Source organism: Photobacterium iliopiscarium (assembly GCF_003026395.1).
GTDB classification, from domain to species: Bacteria; Pseudomonadota; Gammaproteobacteria; order Enterobacterales; family Vibrionaceae; genus Photobacterium; species Photobacterium iliopiscarium.
This window is the reverse complement of sequence record NZ_PYOO01000001.1, coordinates 765,564-786,936: the sequence shown is the minus strand read 5'-3', so window position 1 is coordinate 786,936 and position 21,373 is coordinate 765,564. Positions and strand designations below refer to the sequence as shown.

Here is a 21,373-nt window from a genome sequence, read left to right as displayed (position 1 = left end):
ATTATTCAACCTCGATATGTTTAATCATTAATTCTTCTCCAGTTTCAACTTTAAGTTGATAACCATGACAGCGTGGGCAACTAACTCCCCGCTCAGGAATTTCTACATGTTGCTGACAATCTAAACACCAGACCCGCGCAGCAACAGGTTCAATCTTCAATATTGCATCTTCTGCAATAGTGCCACGACTTGCAAACTCAAACCCAGTCGCTAGTGCTTGAGGTTCAATACATGACAATGTACCGATAGCAAGAGTCACACTTGTCACTCGTTTAAACCCTTGTTTCTTAGCTTGTTCAACCACGGTATCAACCGTATTTATACTTAGTGATAATTCATGCATGACTACGATTCCTGAGATTCGACGATCGAATCGATATGATGATGGTGAAGTGCACACCACAGTTGTCCCGCTGCAATTGCACCATCATTTGACGGTAGTTTTTCACCACAATATAACGGTTGTGGGTGTGTAGAGAATTGATCATAAATTTGATCAACTAATACTCGATTTTGAAAAACACCACCGCCAAGAACAACCGCATAATGAGGATACTGTTCCGCAATAGTGACCATCATTTTTGCGATCGCCATAAAAACACTATGCGCTAAACTGTTAATCCAGATCTGACGCTGTTCGTCCTTTATTTCACCCACAAGCGGTAATACATGTGCTAATAACGGCTGCCAATCAATGATACCATTCTCGGTAATCTGAAAAGATAAGGGGATATGGCACAGTTCTTGTTTGGCTGCTTGTTCTAACAGCAACCCACATTGACCTTCATAATCAACCTTATCAACCAGCCCCAATAAGCAAGCCCAAGCATCAATAAATCGCCCCATTGATGAGGTATAAGGTGAACGGCTACCACTTTGCCATAATCGATATAAATTATTGAAATAAAAGTCATTCCATGAAGAAAAAGCACTGAGTTGCATCGCTTTAATATCATCAAGGCAATAACATTCAAGTAACATCGCAAATAATAATCGTGCAGGTTCTTTGATTGCTTTTTCACCGCCTAAAAGACGAAATGGACGTAAATAACCAATGCGCTGATAATCTTGGCATGATGTTAATAACACCTCACCGCCCCACACCGTGCCATCATCCCCTTGACCGGTGCCATCAAAGGTAAAGCCAAGCACTGGCTGAGTGAGATTAAATTCAGCCATCACCGCTAAAACATGCGCATGATGATGCTGTACTTGCAATAATTTTAATGGTGCTTTAGACTTTGAAATCAATTGCTTAGAATAATCTGAAGAAAAGTAACTCGCATGCTTATCACACACAAGTTGTGGCGCTGTCACTTGATATAACCCTTGCAGATCTATCACGGTTTGCTGATAACGCTGCTCTGTATCAAGGTTATTAAGATCACCAATATAAGGCGACAAGACCCATTGTTGAGGTAAGGCTAAGGCTATCGTTGATTTTTGTTGTGCGCCTAATGCTAACGTTATTGTCTCGGATTTATGACCAAATTGACTATAAGGTGCATAACCACGCGCCATACGTAAAGTACGCATTTTCCCACCCGCATAGTGAACCACACTGTCATCACAGGCATGAACAATCGGACGATTATGATCAAGTACGCTATCAATCGCACCCCAAAATTGGTGTTTAATTTGCTCAATATCTGTCGCAATAGGCATGCCAGACACATTAGCGCTAGTCATGACTAACACTGGGGTAGCATTAATTTCCGCCAATGCGGTAAACAATAAATAATGCAGTGGTGTATAAGGCAGCATTACCCCTAAATAAGGCACATTCGGTGCTACATTCATCGCGACATTAACGGCAACATCATCGTCACAGGTACTATAAGTCACGGCTTGAGGCTTATGCATCAACACGATAGGACGAGCTTGAGAATCCAATGCTTGCCATTCAATCTGCTCACCTATCACCAATTGTTGTGCGGTCTCAATATCGGCGACCATCACTGCTAATGGTTTTTGTTGGCGATGCTTAATATGCCGTAACTGTGCAACAGCATCAGTATTAGTGCCATCACAAACAAGATGAAAACCGCCCAATCCTTTAATCGCAACCACCGCCCCTGCTTGAAGACGTTTGGCTAATTGATTAATGGCCGCTTGTTGGGTTAATTCATCTGATACAACATCATCATGGTAATCAATAAACCGCGTCCACGGCCCACAAACAGCACAACTTATTGGCTGAGCATGATAACGACGATCGAGTGGATTTTCATACGCTTGCTGGCAATCACTGCACAATGCAAAACGTGCCATACTGGTCGATACACGGTCGTAGGGCAACGCACGAGTAATGCTATAACGAGGTCCACAATGGGTACAATTAGTAAAAGGATAGTGGTAATAACGCGAGGTAGGATTCGCAATGTCTTGTTTACAGGCATTACAAAGCCCTTGATCGGGAGAAACACACACCGTGGTACTATCACAATGCTGACTTTTCTCGATACTAAATACTGTTGGCTTTTCTGCGACGAGCCATAATGATAATGGCGTCACTGTCATTTGATCGATACGACTTAACGGTGGCGCTTGTTGCTGAAGTTCAATAATAAATTGTTCAAGATTATCAGTGCAACCTTGAGCATCTATTTTTACCCCTTCTGAATCATTAATTACCCACCCAACTAACGCATATTGCAGCGCCAGTTGGTAGACAAAGGGGCGGAAACCGACCCCTTGTACAATGCCGGTAATATGAATATATTGTCGTGCAAAGTTGTCTTTCACTGCGATTTTCCAGCTAAATTACGACAGCATTAATATGCCACCAAAGGCTGCCATAACAATGCCAACTACGCGCATTACACGTTGATTGATTGCTGATGTCATGACGAACTTACCTAATGCAATACCTGATACATGTAAGATTGCCGTTGCTACAACAAAACCACTAAAATACTCTAGTGCTTGTGCATCAAGAGGCATTTCCATACCATGTGCCATACCGTGGAATAATGCGAATGCCATTACTAAGCCCGTTGCCAGTTTCTCTGACATACGACCACCAGCTAATAACATTGCACCCATTCCAATAACAGATAAAGCGATACCCATTTCAATACCAGGTAACACCATACCAGCCACACCTAATGCGCCACCAACAACCATAATCCCAACAAATGCCATTGGTAAACGTGATACTGCTTTACCGCCAATCAACGCCGCCAATAAACCAACACCGATCATTACAGATAAGTGATCAAGCCCCGTAAATGGATGTACAAAACCTGTCATAAAACCAGTGGTTGTATGAGAACCGATGTGACCTGGGTGTGCTAAAACGAGGGGTGAAAAAAGAGTAAGCGCACCGGCAACAAGATGTTTAAATTTCATTTATATTTATCCTTAGTATAATAGAATGAAAACCCGATTTAACGGGCTATTTATTACTAATCAGTAATAGGAGGACTTACTCATTAGTATTAAATTCAATGCCTAAGCGTGATTAAATCATCCCTGTAATACGCTCAGAATGCGTATAAGCATCTGCACGACCATTACGACAATGACCCAATAACGTTAGATTAAGTTTTTCTGCCAAATCCACCGCCATTTTAGTTGCTGATGAAATCGCTAGCAGCACTTCAACACCCGCAGCGGCTGCTTTTTGAACCATTTCAAAACTAGCGCGACTAGTGACTAAAACCACCCCACCCGTTAACTGTCGTTGATGGATACAGCCCACTAATTTATCTAATGCAATGTGACGCCCTACATCTTCAAAAATTGCAGCGACTTGACCTTGATTATCAATATACACCGCAGCATGTGCTGAGCCTGTTAATTGATTCAATTGTTGTTTACGTAATAATTGTTGTAATACAGAATCAAGGTAACTCAAATCAAAGTGTACTGATGATGGTACTGGGTCTAATACTCGGCATACCGTTTCTAATTTTTCTTCGCCACAAATACCACATCCTGTTAGCCCGGCTAATGAGCGACGTTTTTGTTGTAAACGTGCAACACAGCGGTTAGCAATAGTGACATTAATATTAATACCATCACAGGTTGGTGTCATTTCAATATCATGAATATCACGATGATGATCGATAATTCCTTCTGATAACGAAAAACCAATCGCAAACTGTTCTAGATCATTAGGTGTACACATCATTACAGTGTAAGCAACACCATTAAAAGCAATGGCAACCGGCGTTTCTTCAATGATGTAATCAAGTTCATTACAATCACTTTTACCTTTACGGTAACGTACAATAGGACGTTCACTCGCATTACAAAACATCGATTCCGGTAACGCTTCTAAGGTGTTCAACATCTTTTTCCTTTACTTATCTATTACGACATTCATTGTTTTATTTATAATATTCAGTTAATCAAACGATAATCTTGGCTATTTAAGCCCATTTTTTGCATGCGAGATAATAGCGTTGTCCGCTTTAATCCCAATTGATTAGCTGCACCGTTGGGACCTGCAATTACACCACCACAACGTATTAATGCATCCACTATCATTTGCTTATCAATCATCGGTGATGGTGATTTAACAGATGTTGGTAATATGATCGATTCGGTGACAGGTTCAATGACTGTAGTTACCAATGTTGACGGTAACGACACCAATTCTTGTGTTGGCACATTAAGCACCTGCCCACGGGTTAAAATAACCGACCGTTCAATCACATTACGTAATTCACGCACATTACCCGGCCATGAAAATTGCTGCATAACATGCATATCTTCAACCGCAATTGAGGTAATGTTTTTTCCCATTTTCTTCGCTAATTCACGGGTAAAATGTTTAACCAATAAGGGAATATCTTCTGCTCGCTCACGTAACGGCGGAATCTCAATCGGGAAAACATTTAAGCGATAATACAAATCGTTGCGAAATTGTTTCTGTTGTACCATTTCCAATAAATTGACATTGGTCGCCACAACAACGCGTACATCGATACTGATCAACTGGTTTTTGCCGAGTCGTTCAATTTCATTTTCTTGTAAAACACGTAATAATTTGGGCTGTAACTCTAATGGCATATCACCAATTTCATCAAGAAATAGTGTGCCTTTATGCGCTTGCTCAAACCGACCGACACGTTGCGTGACTGCACCTGTAAATGCGCCACGTTCGTGACCAAATAATTCACTTTCAAATAGGCCACTAGGGATCGCGGCACAGTTCATCTTGACCATGTCAGTTTTACTGCGATGACTCATTTTATGAATCGCACGCGCAATCAATTCTTTACCGGTACCTGACTCACCTAAAATCAACACAGTACTGTCACAACTTGCGACTAATGCAACTTGCTCCAATACCTTGTTCATCACTTCACTTTGACTGATGATGTCATCAAAAATAGTATGTTCATCATAACTGTCTTCAATACTAATAAACTTGGTCTTAGATCGATGTGGTGTTGCTGATTGATGCACTTTTATACTGTGTATCGCTAATGCGACCCGAGCTGATATTTGTTTAAATAATTCAATTTCAGTCAGTTGAAATGGTGTTTCTACGGGTTTGACATAACAAATATAACCGATGGTAAGACCTCGAAATATCATGGGTATGATACAAGCTCTTTTCGCCAAAGATGAAAAATAAGGACTATTGTCATCGTGGTTTAATTTATAAATATCAGTAGCCGTCAAAATAACTGCTTGATTATTTTCAATAGCGTTTTTGATCATACTATCATCAGTGAAAAAATGGCATTGATAATCCATTTCACCATCAGCGTCAGCATTACCACTAGAATATTGATTATAATGACCATCTTGAGACTGTATAATTGACAGTTCATTCATTCCAAAACGTTGATATAAAAAACACAATAACGAACCAATCAGTTCTTTTTTTGAACTCTGATTAATAACCGCATTAGTAATATCAACTAAAAACTGAAAATCCTTATGCTCATTACTTAATTGTTGTGTCAACGAAGACGCAATTTGATGCTCAAGAATATGTTCGATCATTGCAGCAACCATATTATTGAACAGCTTAAATTGTTTTTCCACATCAGCATGATCAGGTAAGCGAAGATTAATATATTCAATAGCACCTAACTGTTGATTAGCTATTAGTAGCGGTATTTTACAGTAAGTTTTAATATTAGTGTATGCAGGATGGAGAGATAACTGAGGAAAAGTACGATAAAGTTCTTCACCATTAATATAATGGCTATATTCACACGAAACAACATGATGAAGACTTAAACTATCTTCTGAATAATCATAGCGTTGAAACTTTTTATCTGCATTTTGATAATATAAAATTGATTGAGCGCTTATATCATCTTTTAAAATAATATTAACACGATCAGCATCGATAAATAACAAACGTTCATTATTTAAAAAATCAATTACACCTGATATATCATTTATCGACAATAATGCCTTAGAAAATATCATTAAATCGCTTTCAAAGTTTTCCATGCTGACATTAACTCTTACTGATAATATGCCTCGAATAGCGAATAATAATTCGCGCATTTGTTATACAATTCTCAATCATTTTAATAACCAAGTATTGATCCATATCAATCAATAATTACTAACAACAACATCATCATTAAAATAAAGTTAATAGTAATGCAAATCTTTGAGCTTATAAATAAATTAGAACGATTATTTTGATAATAAAAACATAAGGCTCCAAGATAAAAATAATCAATCTTTTATCTTGGAAACCTTATTTTCATTTATGCTGCTATACAGTAAATATAAACCTTAATAGGTCTTATTTAAACAATGTATTTACGCATTCTTAACATGGTTTTTTAAGCGTGCTTTCAAATTACTGTACTCAGTTTGTACATAATTTTCAGCCCACGGTTGATCATCAATATTTTCTACTTTAACAGCACAATATTTAAATTCAGGCGTACCTGAAATAGGATCAACATGTTCAATGGTTAATTCATTACATGCACCAATCCACCATTGGTATGTCATGTATACAACACCTTTGTTAACACGCTCATTGTAGTTAGCACGAGAGACAACTTTACCACGACGAGAAGAAACCCAAACTAATTGTTGATCATCGATCCCCAATGCTTTGGCATCATCTGGATGCATTTGCACATAACCAGGTTCATCCGCCAATGTTTGTAATGCAGAACAGTTACCTGTCATTGAACGACAAGAGTAGTGACCTACTTCACGTACAGTTGATAATACTAACGGATAATCAGCATCGGGTTGCTCTTGCGGTGGACGCCAATCTGCACCGATAAAGATACCTTTACCTGATGGTGTAGTGAACTTGTTATCTTTAAATAAGTAAGATGTACCTGGATGATCTTCTGTTGGACAAGGCCATTGTACAGATTTCAGATCAGCCATTTTTTCATACGTTACACCAGCATAATCAGGGCATAATGCACGTAATTCATCCCAGATTTCTTCAGTATTATTGTACGACATAGGGTAACCCATGTACGTTGCTAACAAACTAAAGATTTCCCAGTCAGGCTTCACATTACCCGTTGGGATCACTGCTTTATAAAAGCGTTGGAAACCACGGTCAGCACTACTGTAAACACCTTCATGTTCGCCCCAACTTGTCGCTGGGAAGATAACATCAGCAAATTCAGCTGTTTGAGTCATGAAGATATCTTGTACGATAACAAGATCCATCTTGCGCATAGTATCGCGCATTACGGCTAGATCTGCTTCGGTTTGTGCTGGATCTTCACCAAAGATATAGAAAGCTTTACAAACGCCTTCGTTAACCTTGTGACCTAATTCAGTTAAGCGATAACCTGGCTTACCTGAAAGCTCAACACCCCACGCTTTTTCAAACTTTTCGCGATTGGCATCAATGTTTACATCTTGATAGCCAGGGAATTGATGCGGCAACATACCCATGTCACAGGTACCTTGAACGTTGTTTTGACCACGAACCGGACCACAACCTACACCTGGACGACCAAAGTTACCGGTTAACAGTGCAAGACCCGCTAAACCGCGAACTACGTCAACAGCCTGACCGTACTGAGTAACACCCATACCCCAAAGAATCATTGCTTCAGGTGCCGCAGCGTAAGTACGTGCAGCCAAACGGATATCCGCAGCTTTAAGACCCGTTACTTCTTCCACTGTTTCTGGTGTGTAACGTGAAGCAATTTCACGGAACTCATCAAAACCTTCAGTGTTGTATTGTACGAACGCTTTATCGTAGAGATTTTCTTCGATAATCACATTTGCTAACGCATTAACAAGTGCCATGTTCGAACCGTTATTCAACGCTAACCATTGATCAGCAACACGCGCAGATTCGATCTTACGTGGGTCACATACAATAATTTTAGCGCCATTTGCACGGGCTTTAAGAATATGTCGTGCTACAACTGGGTGAGAATCAGCCGCGTTGTAACCGAAGATGAGTAAGCATTTAGTAAGTTGAATTTCGGGAATAGCGTTACTCATTGCGCCATTACCTACTGTTGTCTCCAGACCGGAGACTGATGGTGCGTGTCACACCCTAGCACAGTGGTCAACATTGTTGGTTCCGATCACCGCCCTTGCGAGTTTTTGCATCACATAGTTGGCTTCGTTACCCGGACCGCGGGCTGAACCTGTTGTCATTATCGCATCTGGACCATACTGCTTTTTAATTGCCATTAGCTTATCGCCGGCAAATTGAATAGCTTCGTCCCAAGACACGGCTTCTAATGCTGATTCACGTGTACGGCGAATCATTGGTTGCTTCAAGCGAGGCGTTAATAAGTTGGTATCGTTGAGGAAATCCCAACCATAGTAGCCTTTCAAACAAAGTTGGCCTTCATTGGTACGACCCATTGCTGGTTCTGCTGCCACGACTTTGTTATTTTCGACAACCAACTTTAGTTTGCACCCAGTACCGCAGTAGGGACAAACAACAATTGATTTTTTCATACTAACCTTTTTGGCTATAATTGTTATTAATGTGTATTTTAAACCAAGGGTTTAAACACTAACGAATGATTGCTACAGCATCATTGAGCGCTGCTGCTTCACGTTTTTGTTTACTGGTTTCTGTCAGTGTTTCAGGTTCAATAATCTGAATGGCGTTTGTTGGACAAACTTCCACACATGCAGGACCAGCATCACGATGGGAACACAAGTCACACTTTAGTGCTTGAGACTGAGGAACCATACGCTTAAATAGCGACGCGCCTTTAGATTCTTCAACCATCTTAGTCACAACATTCATTGCGCCGAAAGGACAAGCAATGACACAGGTTTTACACCCGATACAACGTGACTGAATCACTTTTACATAACCATCTTCTAAAACGATGGCATTATTAGGGCAAACCTGGGCACAAGGTGCATCATCACATTGACGACACATGACTGGTGTCGTTACATGTGCATTTTTCACTAAGACTAAACGAGGCGTAAACTCTTTTGAGTCAACACTCGAAAGCATTCCGTCTACTTGGTGAGAAACAACACATGCAATTTCACAGGTTCGACACCCAATACACAGATTTGGATCTGCAAAAACAAACCGGTTCATGGCCTATACCTTGTTAATGTCGATACATCACAGCATGGTGTTATGCTGCAATGCCTTATAAGCATTTATTGTACCAAAAATATCTAAAAATCGAATTTATTTTTAACCTAATGAAATTTAGTTAAAAAAAAAGAAAGTGCGAGCACTGTCACGCTTTCTTTTTTTAGAGTGTCGATAATCAGTTTCGATTAATTAAACACATCGACATTTTTCGTCAATATTATCGACACATTGTCGACACTGATGACAGTTTATAACTTAACAATGCTCAAAACCGCCAGAACCTTGCCATTCAGGCAAACGCTGATAAATGGTTTTAACCGCTGTTTGCACCATCTCAGTTAACGGAAATGAAAATGCGACAATAGCAGGCTGAATACCCACAAAAATAACCTCAGGCACAAAGGTTTTTAAATCATCAATCAAAAAATTGAGCGGTAAGCTATGGGTCGAAACCACATACATATCAACAATAGTTTCTGGATCAATAATTCTCACTTCACCCGCCTGTTCACCAATATCAGCCGCATCAACCACAATCACACGTTGCGGTTGAGCTTTGCGAATAAGGTGCAAACAATCTTCAGGCATCGAGCCGCCTTCCAGCACACTCCAACCTGAAATCGGATTGTCTTTGATCATTTTAGCTAATAATGGCCCAGCACCATCATCACCCATCATGCTATTACCGACAGTAAGCACAATATTACTAACCGATAAATCAACATCATCGTTAGAGACACTTTCGCCCATCACTGTTGACAGATTCACTTCCTGTAACATAGTTAGCGTATTCCTCGAATCATCATATACATGGTCGGTTCGCGGTGAATATCCCCAAGCGCAGTAATAAAATCACGGGTCAATTGCTGTGATCGCGCATTTTGAGTTGAACTATCAATCCGATCAAACGCTAACGCCAACATATTAAGATGTTCAGGATAAATGGTGATTTCACCAAACACAAAATAGCCTTTCATTTTATTAAATGCTTCACTGTCTTGTGGTAAACCACTGATCCAGTTTAAATATTCATCACCTTCACATTCAATAACCGCTTTTAGACAATCGACCACGCCTAAATGGTGACCAATTGCCAAGCTGTAGTACATGATCTGTTTAGCTTCTTCTGGCACATCATAGCTTTCATCAACAAACTTACGTCCTAATGTATAAAAGTAGACGTGACCTTGAAAATGACGCGACTGTGTTAATTCCGCTAAAACATCACTCATTGGTGACAACCTCCGCACGATGGCTGACCTTGTTGTGCACTAGGACAAGTATCGACACCGGTTAATGCTGCCATGGTTTTTGACAATAAAATATTCACGATTTCAGTAAGTCGTGGATCATTTTTAGTCGCAAGATACGCACTGATTTTTTGATCAACATCATCAGCGCTACAGGTTGCTAAAACATCCATCACGTCATCGGCAATACGTTGTCCATGCAAATAACCAGCAAGCACACGTGCTTGACGTTCAATCATCACTTTGATATCTAATGGAATCTCAGTGTGTTTTAAACTCGCTTTTTGTACTTCAGGTTGATGTACTTTGGCTTTTAATTTTTGATCAAGTAACCCTAATGCAACCGCAAAACCATAAATAGTCGCTGCTGGCGTTGGTGGGCAACCAGGAATATAGACATCCACCGGTACAATTTTATCTGTCCCACCCCATACACAATAAAGGTCGTGGAAAATACCACCATCACAACCACATGCACCGTATGAAATCACAATCTTAGGATCAGGTGCGGCTTCATAAGCTCGTAAAGCTGGCGCTCGCATTGCACGGGTTACTGAACCGGTATAAAGCAAAATATCCGCATGACGTGGTGAAGCCACAATTTTAATACCAAAACGCTCAGTATCAAAAATCGGTGTCGTTGCTGCAAAAATTTCAATCTCACACGCGTTACAACCACCGCAGTCAACACGGTAGACATACGCTGAACGACGAATTTCCTTAAGCAGCGCATCTTTTAGCTTTTGACTATTCGGTGGCAATTCAACCGGTACGGTTTCAGTATGGGCAGTGCCTACTAGTTGTTTAATACCTTTCATTACTTTTGATCCCCAAGGTAACGTAGGTGACTGACATTTTCGCTATCTAACATATTGTTGCGACGACGACATTCAGGGCAGGTTTCGATTTGCTTACGACGTTCTTGAAGTTGATCACCGCTTACACCACTGTGCGCTAAAGTATCCATAACATATTCAAGTAACTTACGTGCGACAAATGGACGATCACATTGACGACAATTCGCCAACGTAAACACTGCTTCATCATAAAGGTCGGCTTTACTGGTCACCGCTAGCTCAAAATTTTGAGTCAATTTAATTGCTTTTGTTGGGCACACTTCTTCACAACGACCACAGAAAATACAGCGTGCCGTTGAAAGCTCCCAACGACGAGTACCCGCTTTAGTATCCGTTTCCATGATCAAAGCATTAGCAGGGCAAGCACGCGTACATGCACCGCAAGATAAACACTGATCGGCGTCTAATTCTGGCTTACCACGAAAATCCTCACTCATTTCCATCGGAGCAAAAGGATATTTAGTGGTAACTGAACCTGTTTTAATTACTGTTTTTAATAACTTAAACACATGACCTCCTAAAGCTTGAATGGCGAGTTCTTGCGGTCAATGCTGTATTGCTCAATCGCTTTATAAGGAACTGTTTTACTACGTTGTTTTTTAGTATCAACAATAGTGACACGGTCAGTACATGAGTAACATGGATCTAAACTACCAATGATTAACGGCGCATCAGCAACAGTGTTACCACGTAGCATATAACGCAATGTAGGCCAGTTTGCATACGTTGCTGCACGACAACGCCAGCGGAATAACTTCTGGTTATCGCCTGTCATGCTCCAGTGAACGTTTTCACCACGTGGTGCTTCAGTAAAGCCCAGTGCAAACTTATTCGGTTTATAGTCAAAACCTTCCGTTAAAATCGCACCTGGTGGCAAGTGATCCAAACCATATTCAATCACATTTAATGATTCAAACACTTCACGTACACGTACCATAACGCGTGAGAACACATCACCATTTTCCATCACTTGAATATCAATCGGTACGCTACCGTATGACTCTAATGATTGACCATGCACAATACGTACATCGCGGTTAAAACCACTCGCACGAATCATTGGACCTACTGGGCTGAAATCACGTGCAATTTGCTTTGATAAAATACCGACGCCTTCAGTACGGCTACCAATATTAGGTGTTGAAAGTAAAACATCCACCAGCTCAGAGAACTTCTGACGGACTTCTTTTACCATCGCAATACCTTGCACGCGCTGCTGTTTTAGAAAATCACGACGCACGCCACCAATTAAGTTCATACCATATGTTTTACGGGCACCCGTTAATAACTCGGCCAATTCCATGGTCTTTTCACGCACACGGAAAAATTGCATAAAGCCAGAGTCAAAACCAACGAAATGGCTTGATAAACCAATGTTTAATAAGTGACTGTGCAGACGTTCAACTTCAAGTAATACGGTACGGATCATCTTGGCGCGGAATGGCACATCAACCGATAATGCGTTTTCAATAGTATTGCTGTAACCCACACTGTGAGTAAAACCACAGATACCACATACGCGGTCAGTTAGCTGTGCCACTTCATGATAACCCATGCGTGTTTCAGCTAATTTTTCCATGCCACGGTGAACATAGAACATACGGTAATCCGCATCAACAATGTCTTCACCATCAACGAACAAACGGAAGTGACCCGGTTCATCCGACGTAATATGTAACGGACCCACAGGCACGATACGGTTACTGTCGTTACCGAGCTGATTATCAAACTGATAGGTTTCAGTTTCTGTTGTTGGTTGTGGACGCTGACGGTAATCCATTGCATCTTTACGCAATGGGTGAAGGTTTTCAGGCCAATCATCGGGTAGAACTAAACGACGTTCATCAGGCAAACCTACTGGGCGTAGACCATACATATCACGGATTTCACGCTCGCCCCATACCGCAGCAGGAATGGTTGGAGTAATAGAGATAAACTCTTGGCTATTAGCATCAACTAAGACTTTTACCGTTATCCAGCTTTTTACTTCACCTTCCATAGAAAGCGCATGATAAACCGCAAAGTGACCATTAAGGCTACGTTCATCATTACCAAAAGTAACCGTTAACCAGCCGCCTTGATCGTAATAAAGCCATTTCATCACCTCAACCAACGAAGTCATTTTAACGGTGATAGTCACTTGGTTTTCGGTCTGCCACTCTTCATCAATAATTGCGGATGGAAAGAAATGATTCACACCATCGACATAATTTTTACCAATACGACCCGCTTGTGGCTGCGAGTGAAATTGTTGAGATGTATTGTTTGTCATATCTATTACTTACCAACCAAAAATTAAAAATATCAGTGCCAATACAGCCACTAAAAACGCAGGGAAAATCGTGCGATGAATTTGAGTAAAACGTACACGTGCCATGGTGTTTTCAACTAAACCTGCAATCAAGAACACTACAAACAATTTAATTAGCAAAATGATGGAAGCTGAAAATAAGCCGCCAAAACTCAAGCTACTTGCTTTACCCCAAGGAATAAAAATCGCAAGGAATAACTGTGCAACAACAAGCTGTTTTAAACCTAAACCCAATTTCACCATCGCCAATGCAGAACCTGAATATTCTGTTACTGGACCTTCTTGAAGCTCTTGCTCTGCTTCTGCACTATCAAACGGTACTTTGCCCATTTCGATAAACAATGCAAACGCACACACAAGACCTGCAAGAATAACGGTTAATGGATGCTGCCAATAATTATTCGCTAGTGCGTGGCTGATATAACCTAAGTCAGTGGTACCAACGCTTAACGCAACCACCACAATCGCAAGAATTAGAATCGGTTCAACTAAGATGCCCAACGTCAATTCACGACTACTACCGATACCTGCAAACATGCTGTTTGAATCAATACCTGATAATGCGAAGAAGAAACGGAAAATCGCTAACAAGTAAATATCGGTAATAATGTCACCCGAAATTGGAAACGGTGACACTTGCGTAATAGTAGGTAATGCCATACCAATTAATAGCATTGTCACAATAAGTACCCATGGCATTATCCAAAAAAGAAAACCAGAGTTTGCAGGCGCTACCGATTGACGACGCAATAATTTGGCAATATCACGGTAATCTTGTAATACACCAGGCCCTTGACGCGAATGAATTTTAGCGCGAATAACGCGAGAAAAACCCGTTGCCAGAGGCGCTAACATCAGCATTAAAATGGCTTGGACAATCGCTAAAACAATCCAACCCGCTGTTGGCATTTCAAGTGGGGACATTAGAGACTAACTCCTGAAATGAGAGGAACAAACAACACCACAACCACCACCGCAATAACGCAGAAGCGACACACCTTACGACTATCTAGTGTTGGATTTTCACCACCTTCACTTAAATGAGGTAGTACAAAACGCTCAGTCAATGATGCTTGGCGGTTGTTATAAATAAAACCAAACATATTACGCATCGGACGAGTAATACTTGCAGCAGAAACCGTCATACGTTGTTCGTATTGGTAACCACAAGCCCAAGGATCACCTTGATGACGACGCGGAAGACGACGTTGACGGAAAGCGTAAAGTAACGCCGCAGGTACTAAGGTTAATAGTGCCAGCGCAATGGCAATGACAGGTGTTGAAAGGATCGCTTGATCAGCAACTGCTGGGTAAACGGTTAAACCATGAGCAACCGTTAACGGTGCCATATTTAACATTGATGAAGCAATTGATGAGAAGTAAGGTGCAATCCATGGCGCACACACACCTAACACAATACATAATATTGCCAATGATGTTGTGGCGGTGATCATTGCAGGACCCACTTCACGGGTATTGGCAGCGCGTTCTGTTTTAGGTGCACCGGTAAAACAAATACCGTATACCTTCACAAAACACATACATGCTAATGCACCCGTAAAGGCGAGCATTACCATACCAAATGGACCAAAGACTAAGTTAGCAACCGTACCAACTTTACCCATGCTAAATAGCGATTGGTAAATAAACCATTCTGAGACAAAACCATTTAATGGTGGCAATGCACAAATTGCTAACGTACCAATCAAAAATGCCGCGGCTGTTTTAGGCATTGTTTTCGCCAAACCGCCCATATCATCCATGTCTTTGGTATGCATACGGAATACAATTGAACCAGAGCCTAAACATAACAGGCCTTTGAACACAGCGTGGTTTAATAAGTGATATAGACCACCTAGAAGGCCAAGCAATGCTAATACTGGATGATGTGAAGCAATACCAATCATACTCACACCCACACCAATTAAAATGATGCCGATATTTTCAATAGTATGGTATGCCAATAATCGTTTGATATCGTGTTCTGCTAGTGCGTACATTACGCCAAGCACAGAAGACACTGCACCAAAGATTAACACCAAGAAGCCCCACCATAATTGGGTTGCACCAAGAAATAAAATCGCAAACTTCAAAATACCGTAGATGCCGATCTTAACCATGACACAAGAAATTAAGGTTGAGCAATATGACGGTGCAATGGGGTAAGCTTTAGGTAACCAACCATGTAAACCAATACCAGCCGCTTTAATACCAAAACCAACTAAGGCTAATAAGAACACCAATGATGCTGTTGTTCCAGTAACAGGGTTATGCATGATAGCGCTAAATTGATAGCTATTAGCATGAGAGGCAACAATCATAAATGCCACTACAACTAAAAAGCTGGCAGCATGATCAGCAATAAAATATTGCAAACCGGCTTTTTTACTTTTCGCACTACCATCACTAGTAACAATTAACCAAGAAGCCAGTGAAATGATCTCCATAAAGACAATAAAGACCATTACATTGGCTGACACTACAAGAGCTGTCATCGCTGCGGCAAAAATATTGAACAGGATATTAACCTTCCAACCCCCTTTGCCATAGTATTCTTCTAAGTAGTTAATCGAATAAACAGACGCTGCCATGGTAACGACAGAGATAACCACCACCATCAGTGCTGATAACATGTCCATGCTAAACCAATGACCGATTGCCGCCGTCGCATCCGCTGTATCGAAACCCGAAACAATCGTACTGACTCCAGCAATGATGCCAAATAGGCCACCAAACGCACTGATCACACCAGCAAGGCGTAAACTTTCTTGCTCATGTTTACGCCCTTGATACGATAAAATCGCAGCCACGGCATAACTAATTAAAGCAAAACAAACTAAAACTAATGGGCTCATCGTGTTACTGCTCCACCTTTGGCTGATGCTGAACTATCTGCCGCACTCTCACGTTTAATATCACGTGTTTTCGCAATACTTGCTTCATCAATCATGATAATCGCTTGAGTTGGACATACTTCGGCACAAGCAGGTCCTTGTTCACGGAAACCACACAAATCACATTTAACCGCAATGCTCTTTACTCCCGGCTCCCAAGCTAAAATATCTTGACCAAACATGCTTGGAATCGAAGTTGAAGGGTTACTTGAACGGATAGTTGAAGGGATATAAGTATCGTAGCTATTTGCCATCGCAATAGGTCGACTACCATCAAATGCGATTGCACCAAAAGGACAAGCAACAGCACATAAAGTACAACCAACACACAACGTTTCATTCAGCATGACACGATCTTGTTGCTTGGTGATCGCTTGTACTGGACATACTGTGGCACAAGGTGCATCTTCACAATGACGACACATCACCGGCGCGGTGGCATCATCTCGTTTAACCACGGTTAGGCGGGGATGGCTTTGCAGTCCTTGTTGTTTATGTACTGTCGAACATGCTGCCATGCAGGTGCCACAACCAATACACTTCTCAGGATCTGCAATTACAAAGCTTTTCATTGTCTACCTAGTCAATCGCAAAAAAAACTATTCAAGCAAGAAATATGCCATACAAGCATGTTAAATATAATTCTATTTATATCAATAGCTTAATAAATAATAATAGTAAAAAAATACTTTTCGATATGACAATATATTAATTGTGGTACCGTCGGCGGTAGCTTCGACACGGGCATGTCGACACACTTCGACAGTTAAGTGTCGAACCATCATCTTGAAGTGCGATGTTTATATTAGAAAAAGTAACATACAAAAAAGCCCTCTACCTATATTTTACATAAGTAAAGGGCCTTTATTGCTACTCTAAATAGGATGCTGCATGGTATTAACAATGTTGCTTGCTAGCCTATATTTACCGTTATCTGTTAATGCCATGCTTTTAAAATAATGCGCTCATCATCATCACGTTTAACCCAACCATCTTTTTCCATGCGGTTCGCTAGCGGAATAGAATATTTACGACTGAGATCGGTACGATCTTTAATATCCGTCATGGTAATACGATCATGGGGTTGATGATCTGCAATCACTGCTTTCACAAGATCTAAATAGACCCCCATATCAAAATAGATATTCTCATCAAGCGCGGTAATGTATTTTTGATGACTTAATTGGCGCAACCACTTTTTACCACCTACAATTTTGACTTTATTTAGCTCAAGCCCTGCTTTGCCAAACTGACGAATTTGATGCAGTATATCAAGCGCATCTTGAGGTAGATCATCTTCATTATCCCCTTGCCCAACACACCATTTTCCGTAACTTAAATGCACTTTCTGTTGCAACTTCAAACGCTGCATAACCAACTCAATCACAGCATCATTGATCCGTAATCGACTACATAATTCCGCCGAAGCCATAGAGATACCCGCACTCAGTAATGTTTCAAGCTGTTGCGACATATCAGCTAACCATTGGTTATCAAAACAAAATGGTGCAATGAAGGTTTGTTGTTCCGTTGGTTTAAAATCAACGTCATGACATTCAAAATAACCTTGCAGCACTAGCAACATCTGTCGTTGTGACTCAGGTTGTAATTGCTGAGGTAAATTATCTAATACGTCGTATAAGCGACGTTTTTGATAACCAAAAATATAATCCGTCCACACCACTTCTGCGCCATGCTGTAAACCACTGCCACCTTTTTGGATCATCGCCAATCGCTGTCCAAATAATAATGGAATTGGCTTCTCAAATACTAATCGCGCCAACTCTGTATTGGGAATGTAGCTCAAACGCGCCGTGCCGTGCCAAGTACCCATTGCCACTTCTACTTGACGCTGCTTTTTTACTTTTAATTTTGTGGCGGTTTTGGTTAGTCGTACGATACATTGGTCACGTAATGTCATTGGTTGATTGATACCAGTGATCAAATGTCCTCTGCCAATATCTTTACGCCCAACCCCTTTAACATTCACCGCGACACGGCATGTTGCTGAAACTGAAGTTAATTGCTGGTGATAAGCCTGAATTGATCGCACTGTTCCAACAAGATTTGATGGGTGACAACGTACTTTATCGCCAATCGCTAATTGCCCTTGTGCAAGTGTGCCCGTTAGCACCGTACCAATTCCGTTAACAACAAACACCCGATCAATATACATCAGAGGATCTGTCGCAGGCTCAAGCACTGCAATATTATCACTGTTTGCTGGCGCGATAACTTTATGACGTGCAATGTTGACCTGTACGGTATCAATTAAAAGTTGGCGCAGCGCTTCAATGTTATCTTTTTTCAATGCAGAAACAGTCACAATTTCAGGTAACAACCCGCTACGTTCCATGACTTGTTCTAACACTTGGTCTTCTATTTCAGCTAATTGCTCTGCATTGACTTTATCGCGTTTATTAATACAAACGACAATATCTTCAATCCCCATCGCATGCGCAACATCAAGGTGTGAAGTGGTCATTGGCATCCAACCTTCATCGGCCGCTACCACTAATAACAACACATTTAAATGCCACACACCCGCGACCATATTACGCAAATAACGTTCATGTCCTGGTACATCAACCACGCCAATAGTATTGCCATGATCATCTTGAAAATGGGCAAAACCTAAATCTTGAGTCATGCCTAATTGCTGCTCATGAGGACGCGCAGTGAGCATGCCCGTTAACGCTTCAATCAACGCTGTTTTACCATGGTCAACATGCCCAGCAAGACCAACTACAGCTTGATATTGTGTCGATATTACTGCCATTATTTAGCCTCAACATGGGTATAAGATTGAATATAATCGTCAAGTTGGGCAATAAAGACCGCATGATCGCTATCTAATAAGGTTGCGACATTTAATAGCAACTGATTACTATTAACATAACCAATAATAGGGATTGGCAAATCACGTAGCGCATCTAAATGTGCTTGTGCTTTACCCGGTAAGGTAAGTTTAAGACCATAGCAAGGATAAGTTTCACTAGGAATGGCACCGCCACCGACTTGCATTACCAGAGGAACAGCTTGAGCATAAGATTTCCAGCGTAGCGCCCATTGTTGAGCTAATGATTGACTCACTTTAGCGCGATCTAGCGCCTGTTGCGCGACACCAAAAGCCGCAGGATCACGGTTTAACTTCTGAACCAATAACTGCTCAAGCATTGATAAAACAATACGTCCCGAACGGAAAGTTCGCATCATCGGGTTTTTGGCTAATTGCTGGCAAAGTTTTGAACACCCAGCAATAATACCCGCTTGCGGTCCGCCAATGATTTTATCACCAGAGAAACACACTAAATCAACACCCATTTGTAAATAGCGCGGTAATGACACTTCACTTTGCGCATATTGTTCAGACGATAAACCAGAGCCTTGATCGATCACCAATGAAACATGTTCAGGTAAACGTTCAGCGACATCCTGAATATCAGGTGATTCAGTAAACCCCTGCATAGAAAAGTTAGACTGATGCACCATTAAGACCATCGCGGTATTTTCAGTGATCGCATTAATATAGTCATCACTGGTGGTGATATTGGTTGTCCCCACTTCAACAAGTTTGCACCCAGAAAGGGCTAAAATATCAGGGATACGAAAACCACCGCCAATTTGAACTTGCTCACCGCGAGAGACAATAACTTCTTTACCTGCCGCTAACGCATGTAACACTAAATACACTGACGCTGCATTATTGTTCACAACCACACAATCTTCAGCGCCAATCCAGCTCTGAATCAAGGTCGGTAATAAACCATTACGATCACCACGCTTGCCATCACTTAATTTCAGCTCAAGGTTGTTATACCCTGTATTAACGGCTTTCACGCTGTCCCAAATTTGTTCATTAATTGGAGAACGTCCAAGGTTGGTATGTACTGCTATACCGGTGGCATTGATTACTCGTTGTTGACGACGACGATATAACTGACGGCAACTATCAAGCACTAACGCCATAATATCGAGATCATTAACACCTTGAGTTTTAAAATCAGGATGCTGACGAATAGACGCAAAAAGTTGTCGGAGTGTATTCGTCACAACAGGGCGACTTAATAAGCGCACATAATCAGCTAAATCTGAATGCTGAAGAAGTTGTTCAATTTGAGGTAAACGGTAATTGATTGTTGGAGCGAGTGATGCAGAAGGTAGATCTGGCGATGTTATTGTCGTCACGGTAAGTTCCTTGGCTGAATTGCAGACAACAGCACTCATACCCTAACCTTAAACAGGAAAAGTAATGAGTGTCAGAGGAACCATTTAAACGCGCGAAAAATGGCGGAAGAGGCAGGAATTGAACCTACCAAAGCTTATACAGCTCACATCGGTTTTGAAGACCGAGAAGGCCACCAGACCTCATCTCATTCCGAAATTCTTTTGAATGATAATGTAACTATCAGGGTTATTATTTGATTTATATCAATTCGTAGTACAAATATTACTATCCCAACAAGGTATTCATTTAAATGCGTAATATTTCATCATACAAAAGTTAAATTCCGTTATCATTATGCACAAAAAAAGCCCTACGCTACCGTAAGGCTTAAACA

At 41.0% G+C, this 21,373-nt stretch carries 17 protein-coding genes and 1 tRNA gene; all 18 read right to left on the bottom strand.

Features of this window, described 5'->3' with window-relative positions:
* Window position 1: 1 nt before the first annotated feature.
* On the bottom strand, window positions 2-343 hold the full coding sequence (gene hypA, locus C9J51_RS03155; protein WP_045035491.1) for a hydrogenase maturation nickel metallochaperone HypA: 342 nt from the start codon (window positions 341-343) through the stop codon (window positions 2-4).
* Window positions 344-345: 2 nt separating this feature from the next.
* The gene (gene hypF / locus C9J51_RS03150; RefSeq protein WP_045040101.1) at window positions 346-2,745 is read right to left on the bottom strand and encodes a carbamoyltransferase HypF; all 2,400 of its coding nucleotides are present in this window, start codon (window positions 2,743-2,745) and stop codon (window positions 346-348) included.
* 18 nt (window positions 2,746-2,763) lie between these two features.
* Window positions 2,764-3,351, bottom strand: a complete 588-nt coding sequence (locus C9J51_RS03145; protein ID WP_045035489.1) for a HupE/UreJ family protein — start codon at window positions 3,349-3,351, stop codon at window positions 2,764-2,766.
* Between the two features lie 112 nt (window positions 3,352-3,463).
* Window positions 3,464-4,297, bottom strand: a complete 834-nt coding sequence (gene fdhD / locus C9J51_RS03140; protein ID WP_045040100.1) for a formate dehydrogenase accessory sulfurtransferase FdhD — start codon at window positions 4,295-4,297, stop codon at window positions 3,464-3,466.
* Between the two features lie 50 nt (window positions 4,298-4,347).
* Window positions 4,348-6,480, bottom strand: a complete 2,133-nt coding sequence (locus C9J51_RS03135; RefSeq protein ID WP_107237318.1) for a sigma 54-interacting transcriptional regulator — start codon at window positions 6,478-6,480, stop codon at window positions 4,348-4,350.
* 264 nt (window positions 6,481-6,744) lie between these two features.
* Complete coding sequence (fdhF, locus tag C9J51_RS03130; RefSeq protein ID WP_082064109.1) at window positions 6,745-8,889, bottom strand: formate dehydrogenase subunit alpha; 2,145 nt, start codon at window positions 8,887-8,889, stop codon at window positions 6,745-6,747.
* A gap of 58 nt (window positions 8,890-8,947) precedes the next feature.
* Entirely contained in the window at window positions 8,948-9,496 is a 549-nt protein-coding gene (locus tag C9J51_RS03125) for a 4Fe-4S dicluster domain-containing protein (protein ID WP_045035485.1), read from the bottom strand.
* A gap of 258 nt (window positions 9,497-9,754) precedes the next feature.
* Window positions 9,755-10,249, bottom strand: a complete 495-nt coding sequence (gene hycI / locus C9J51_RS03120) for a hydrogenase maturation peptidase HycI (RefSeq protein ID WP_045035519.1) — start codon at window positions 10,247-10,249, stop codon at window positions 9,755-9,757.
* A gap of 32 nt (window positions 10,250-10,281) precedes the next feature.
* A complete protein-coding gene (locus C9J51_RS03115; protein ID WP_045035484.1) occupies window positions 10,282-10,731 on the bottom strand; it encodes a formate hydrogenlyase maturation HycH family protein in 450 nt (149 codons plus the stop codon).
* On the bottom strand, window positions 10,728-11,567 hold the full coding sequence (locus C9J51_RS03110; RefSeq protein ID WP_045040099.1) for an NADH-quinone oxidoreductase subunit B family protein: 840 nt from the start codon (window positions 11,565-11,567) through the stop codon (window positions 10,728-10,730). Before C9J51_RS03110 ends, C9J51_RS03115 begins: the two co-directional genes overlap by 4 nt.
* A complete protein-coding gene (locus tag C9J51_RS03105) occupies window positions 11,567-12,115 on the bottom strand; it encodes a formate hydrogenlyase complex iron-sulfur subunit (RefSeq protein ID WP_045035482.1) in 549 nt (182 codons plus the stop codon). Before C9J51_RS03105 ends, C9J51_RS03110 begins: the two co-directional genes overlap by 1 nt.
* 8 nt (window positions 12,116-12,123) lie before the next feature.
* Window positions 12,124-13,878 (bottom strand): hydrogenase large subunit, encoded by a 1,755-nt coding sequence (locus C9J51_RS03100; protein WP_045040098.1) that lies wholly within the window; start codon window positions 13,876-13,878, stop codon window positions 12,124-12,126.
* A 9-nt stretch (window positions 13,879-13,887) separates the two neighbouring features.
* Complete coding sequence (locus C9J51_RS03095) at window positions 13,888-14,841, bottom strand: respiratory chain complex I subunit 1 family protein (RefSeq protein ID WP_045040097.1); 954 nt, start codon at window positions 14,839-14,841, stop codon at window positions 13,888-13,890.
* Window positions 14,841-16,772, bottom strand: coding sequence for a proton-conducting transporter transmembrane domain-containing protein (locus C9J51_RS03090; RefSeq protein WP_045040096.1), 1,932 nt, complete (start codon window positions 16,770-16,772; stop codon window positions 14,841-14,843). Before C9J51_RS03090 ends, C9J51_RS03095 begins: the two co-directional genes overlap by 1 nt.
* Window positions 16,769-17,383 carry a 4Fe-4S dicluster domain-containing protein gene (locus tag C9J51_RS03085; protein WP_045035478.1) on the bottom strand — a complete coding sequence of 205 codons (615 nt, stop codon included), beginning with the start codon at window positions 17,381-17,383 and terminating at the stop codon, window positions 16,769-16,771. Before C9J51_RS03085 ends, C9J51_RS03090 begins: the two co-directional genes overlap by 4 nt.
* 365 nt (window positions 17,384-17,748) lie before the next feature.
* Window positions 17,749-19,590, bottom strand: a complete 1,842-nt coding sequence (gene selB, locus C9J51_RS03080) for a selenocysteine-specific translation elongation factor (RefSeq protein ID WP_045040095.1) — start codon at window positions 19,588-19,590, stop codon at window positions 17,749-17,751.
* Window positions 19,590-20,999, bottom strand: a complete 1,410-nt coding sequence (selA, locus tag C9J51_RS03075) for an L-seryl-tRNA(Sec) selenium transferase (protein WP_045040094.1) — start codon at window positions 20,997-20,999, stop codon at window positions 19,590-19,592. Before selA ends, selB begins: the two co-directional genes overlap by 1 nt.
* A gap of 100 nt (window positions 21,000-21,099) precedes the next feature.
* Window positions 21,100-21,191: transfer RNA gene (locus tag C9J51_RS19450), tRNA-Sec, on the bottom strand.
* Window positions 21,192-21,373 lie beyond the last annotated feature (182 nt).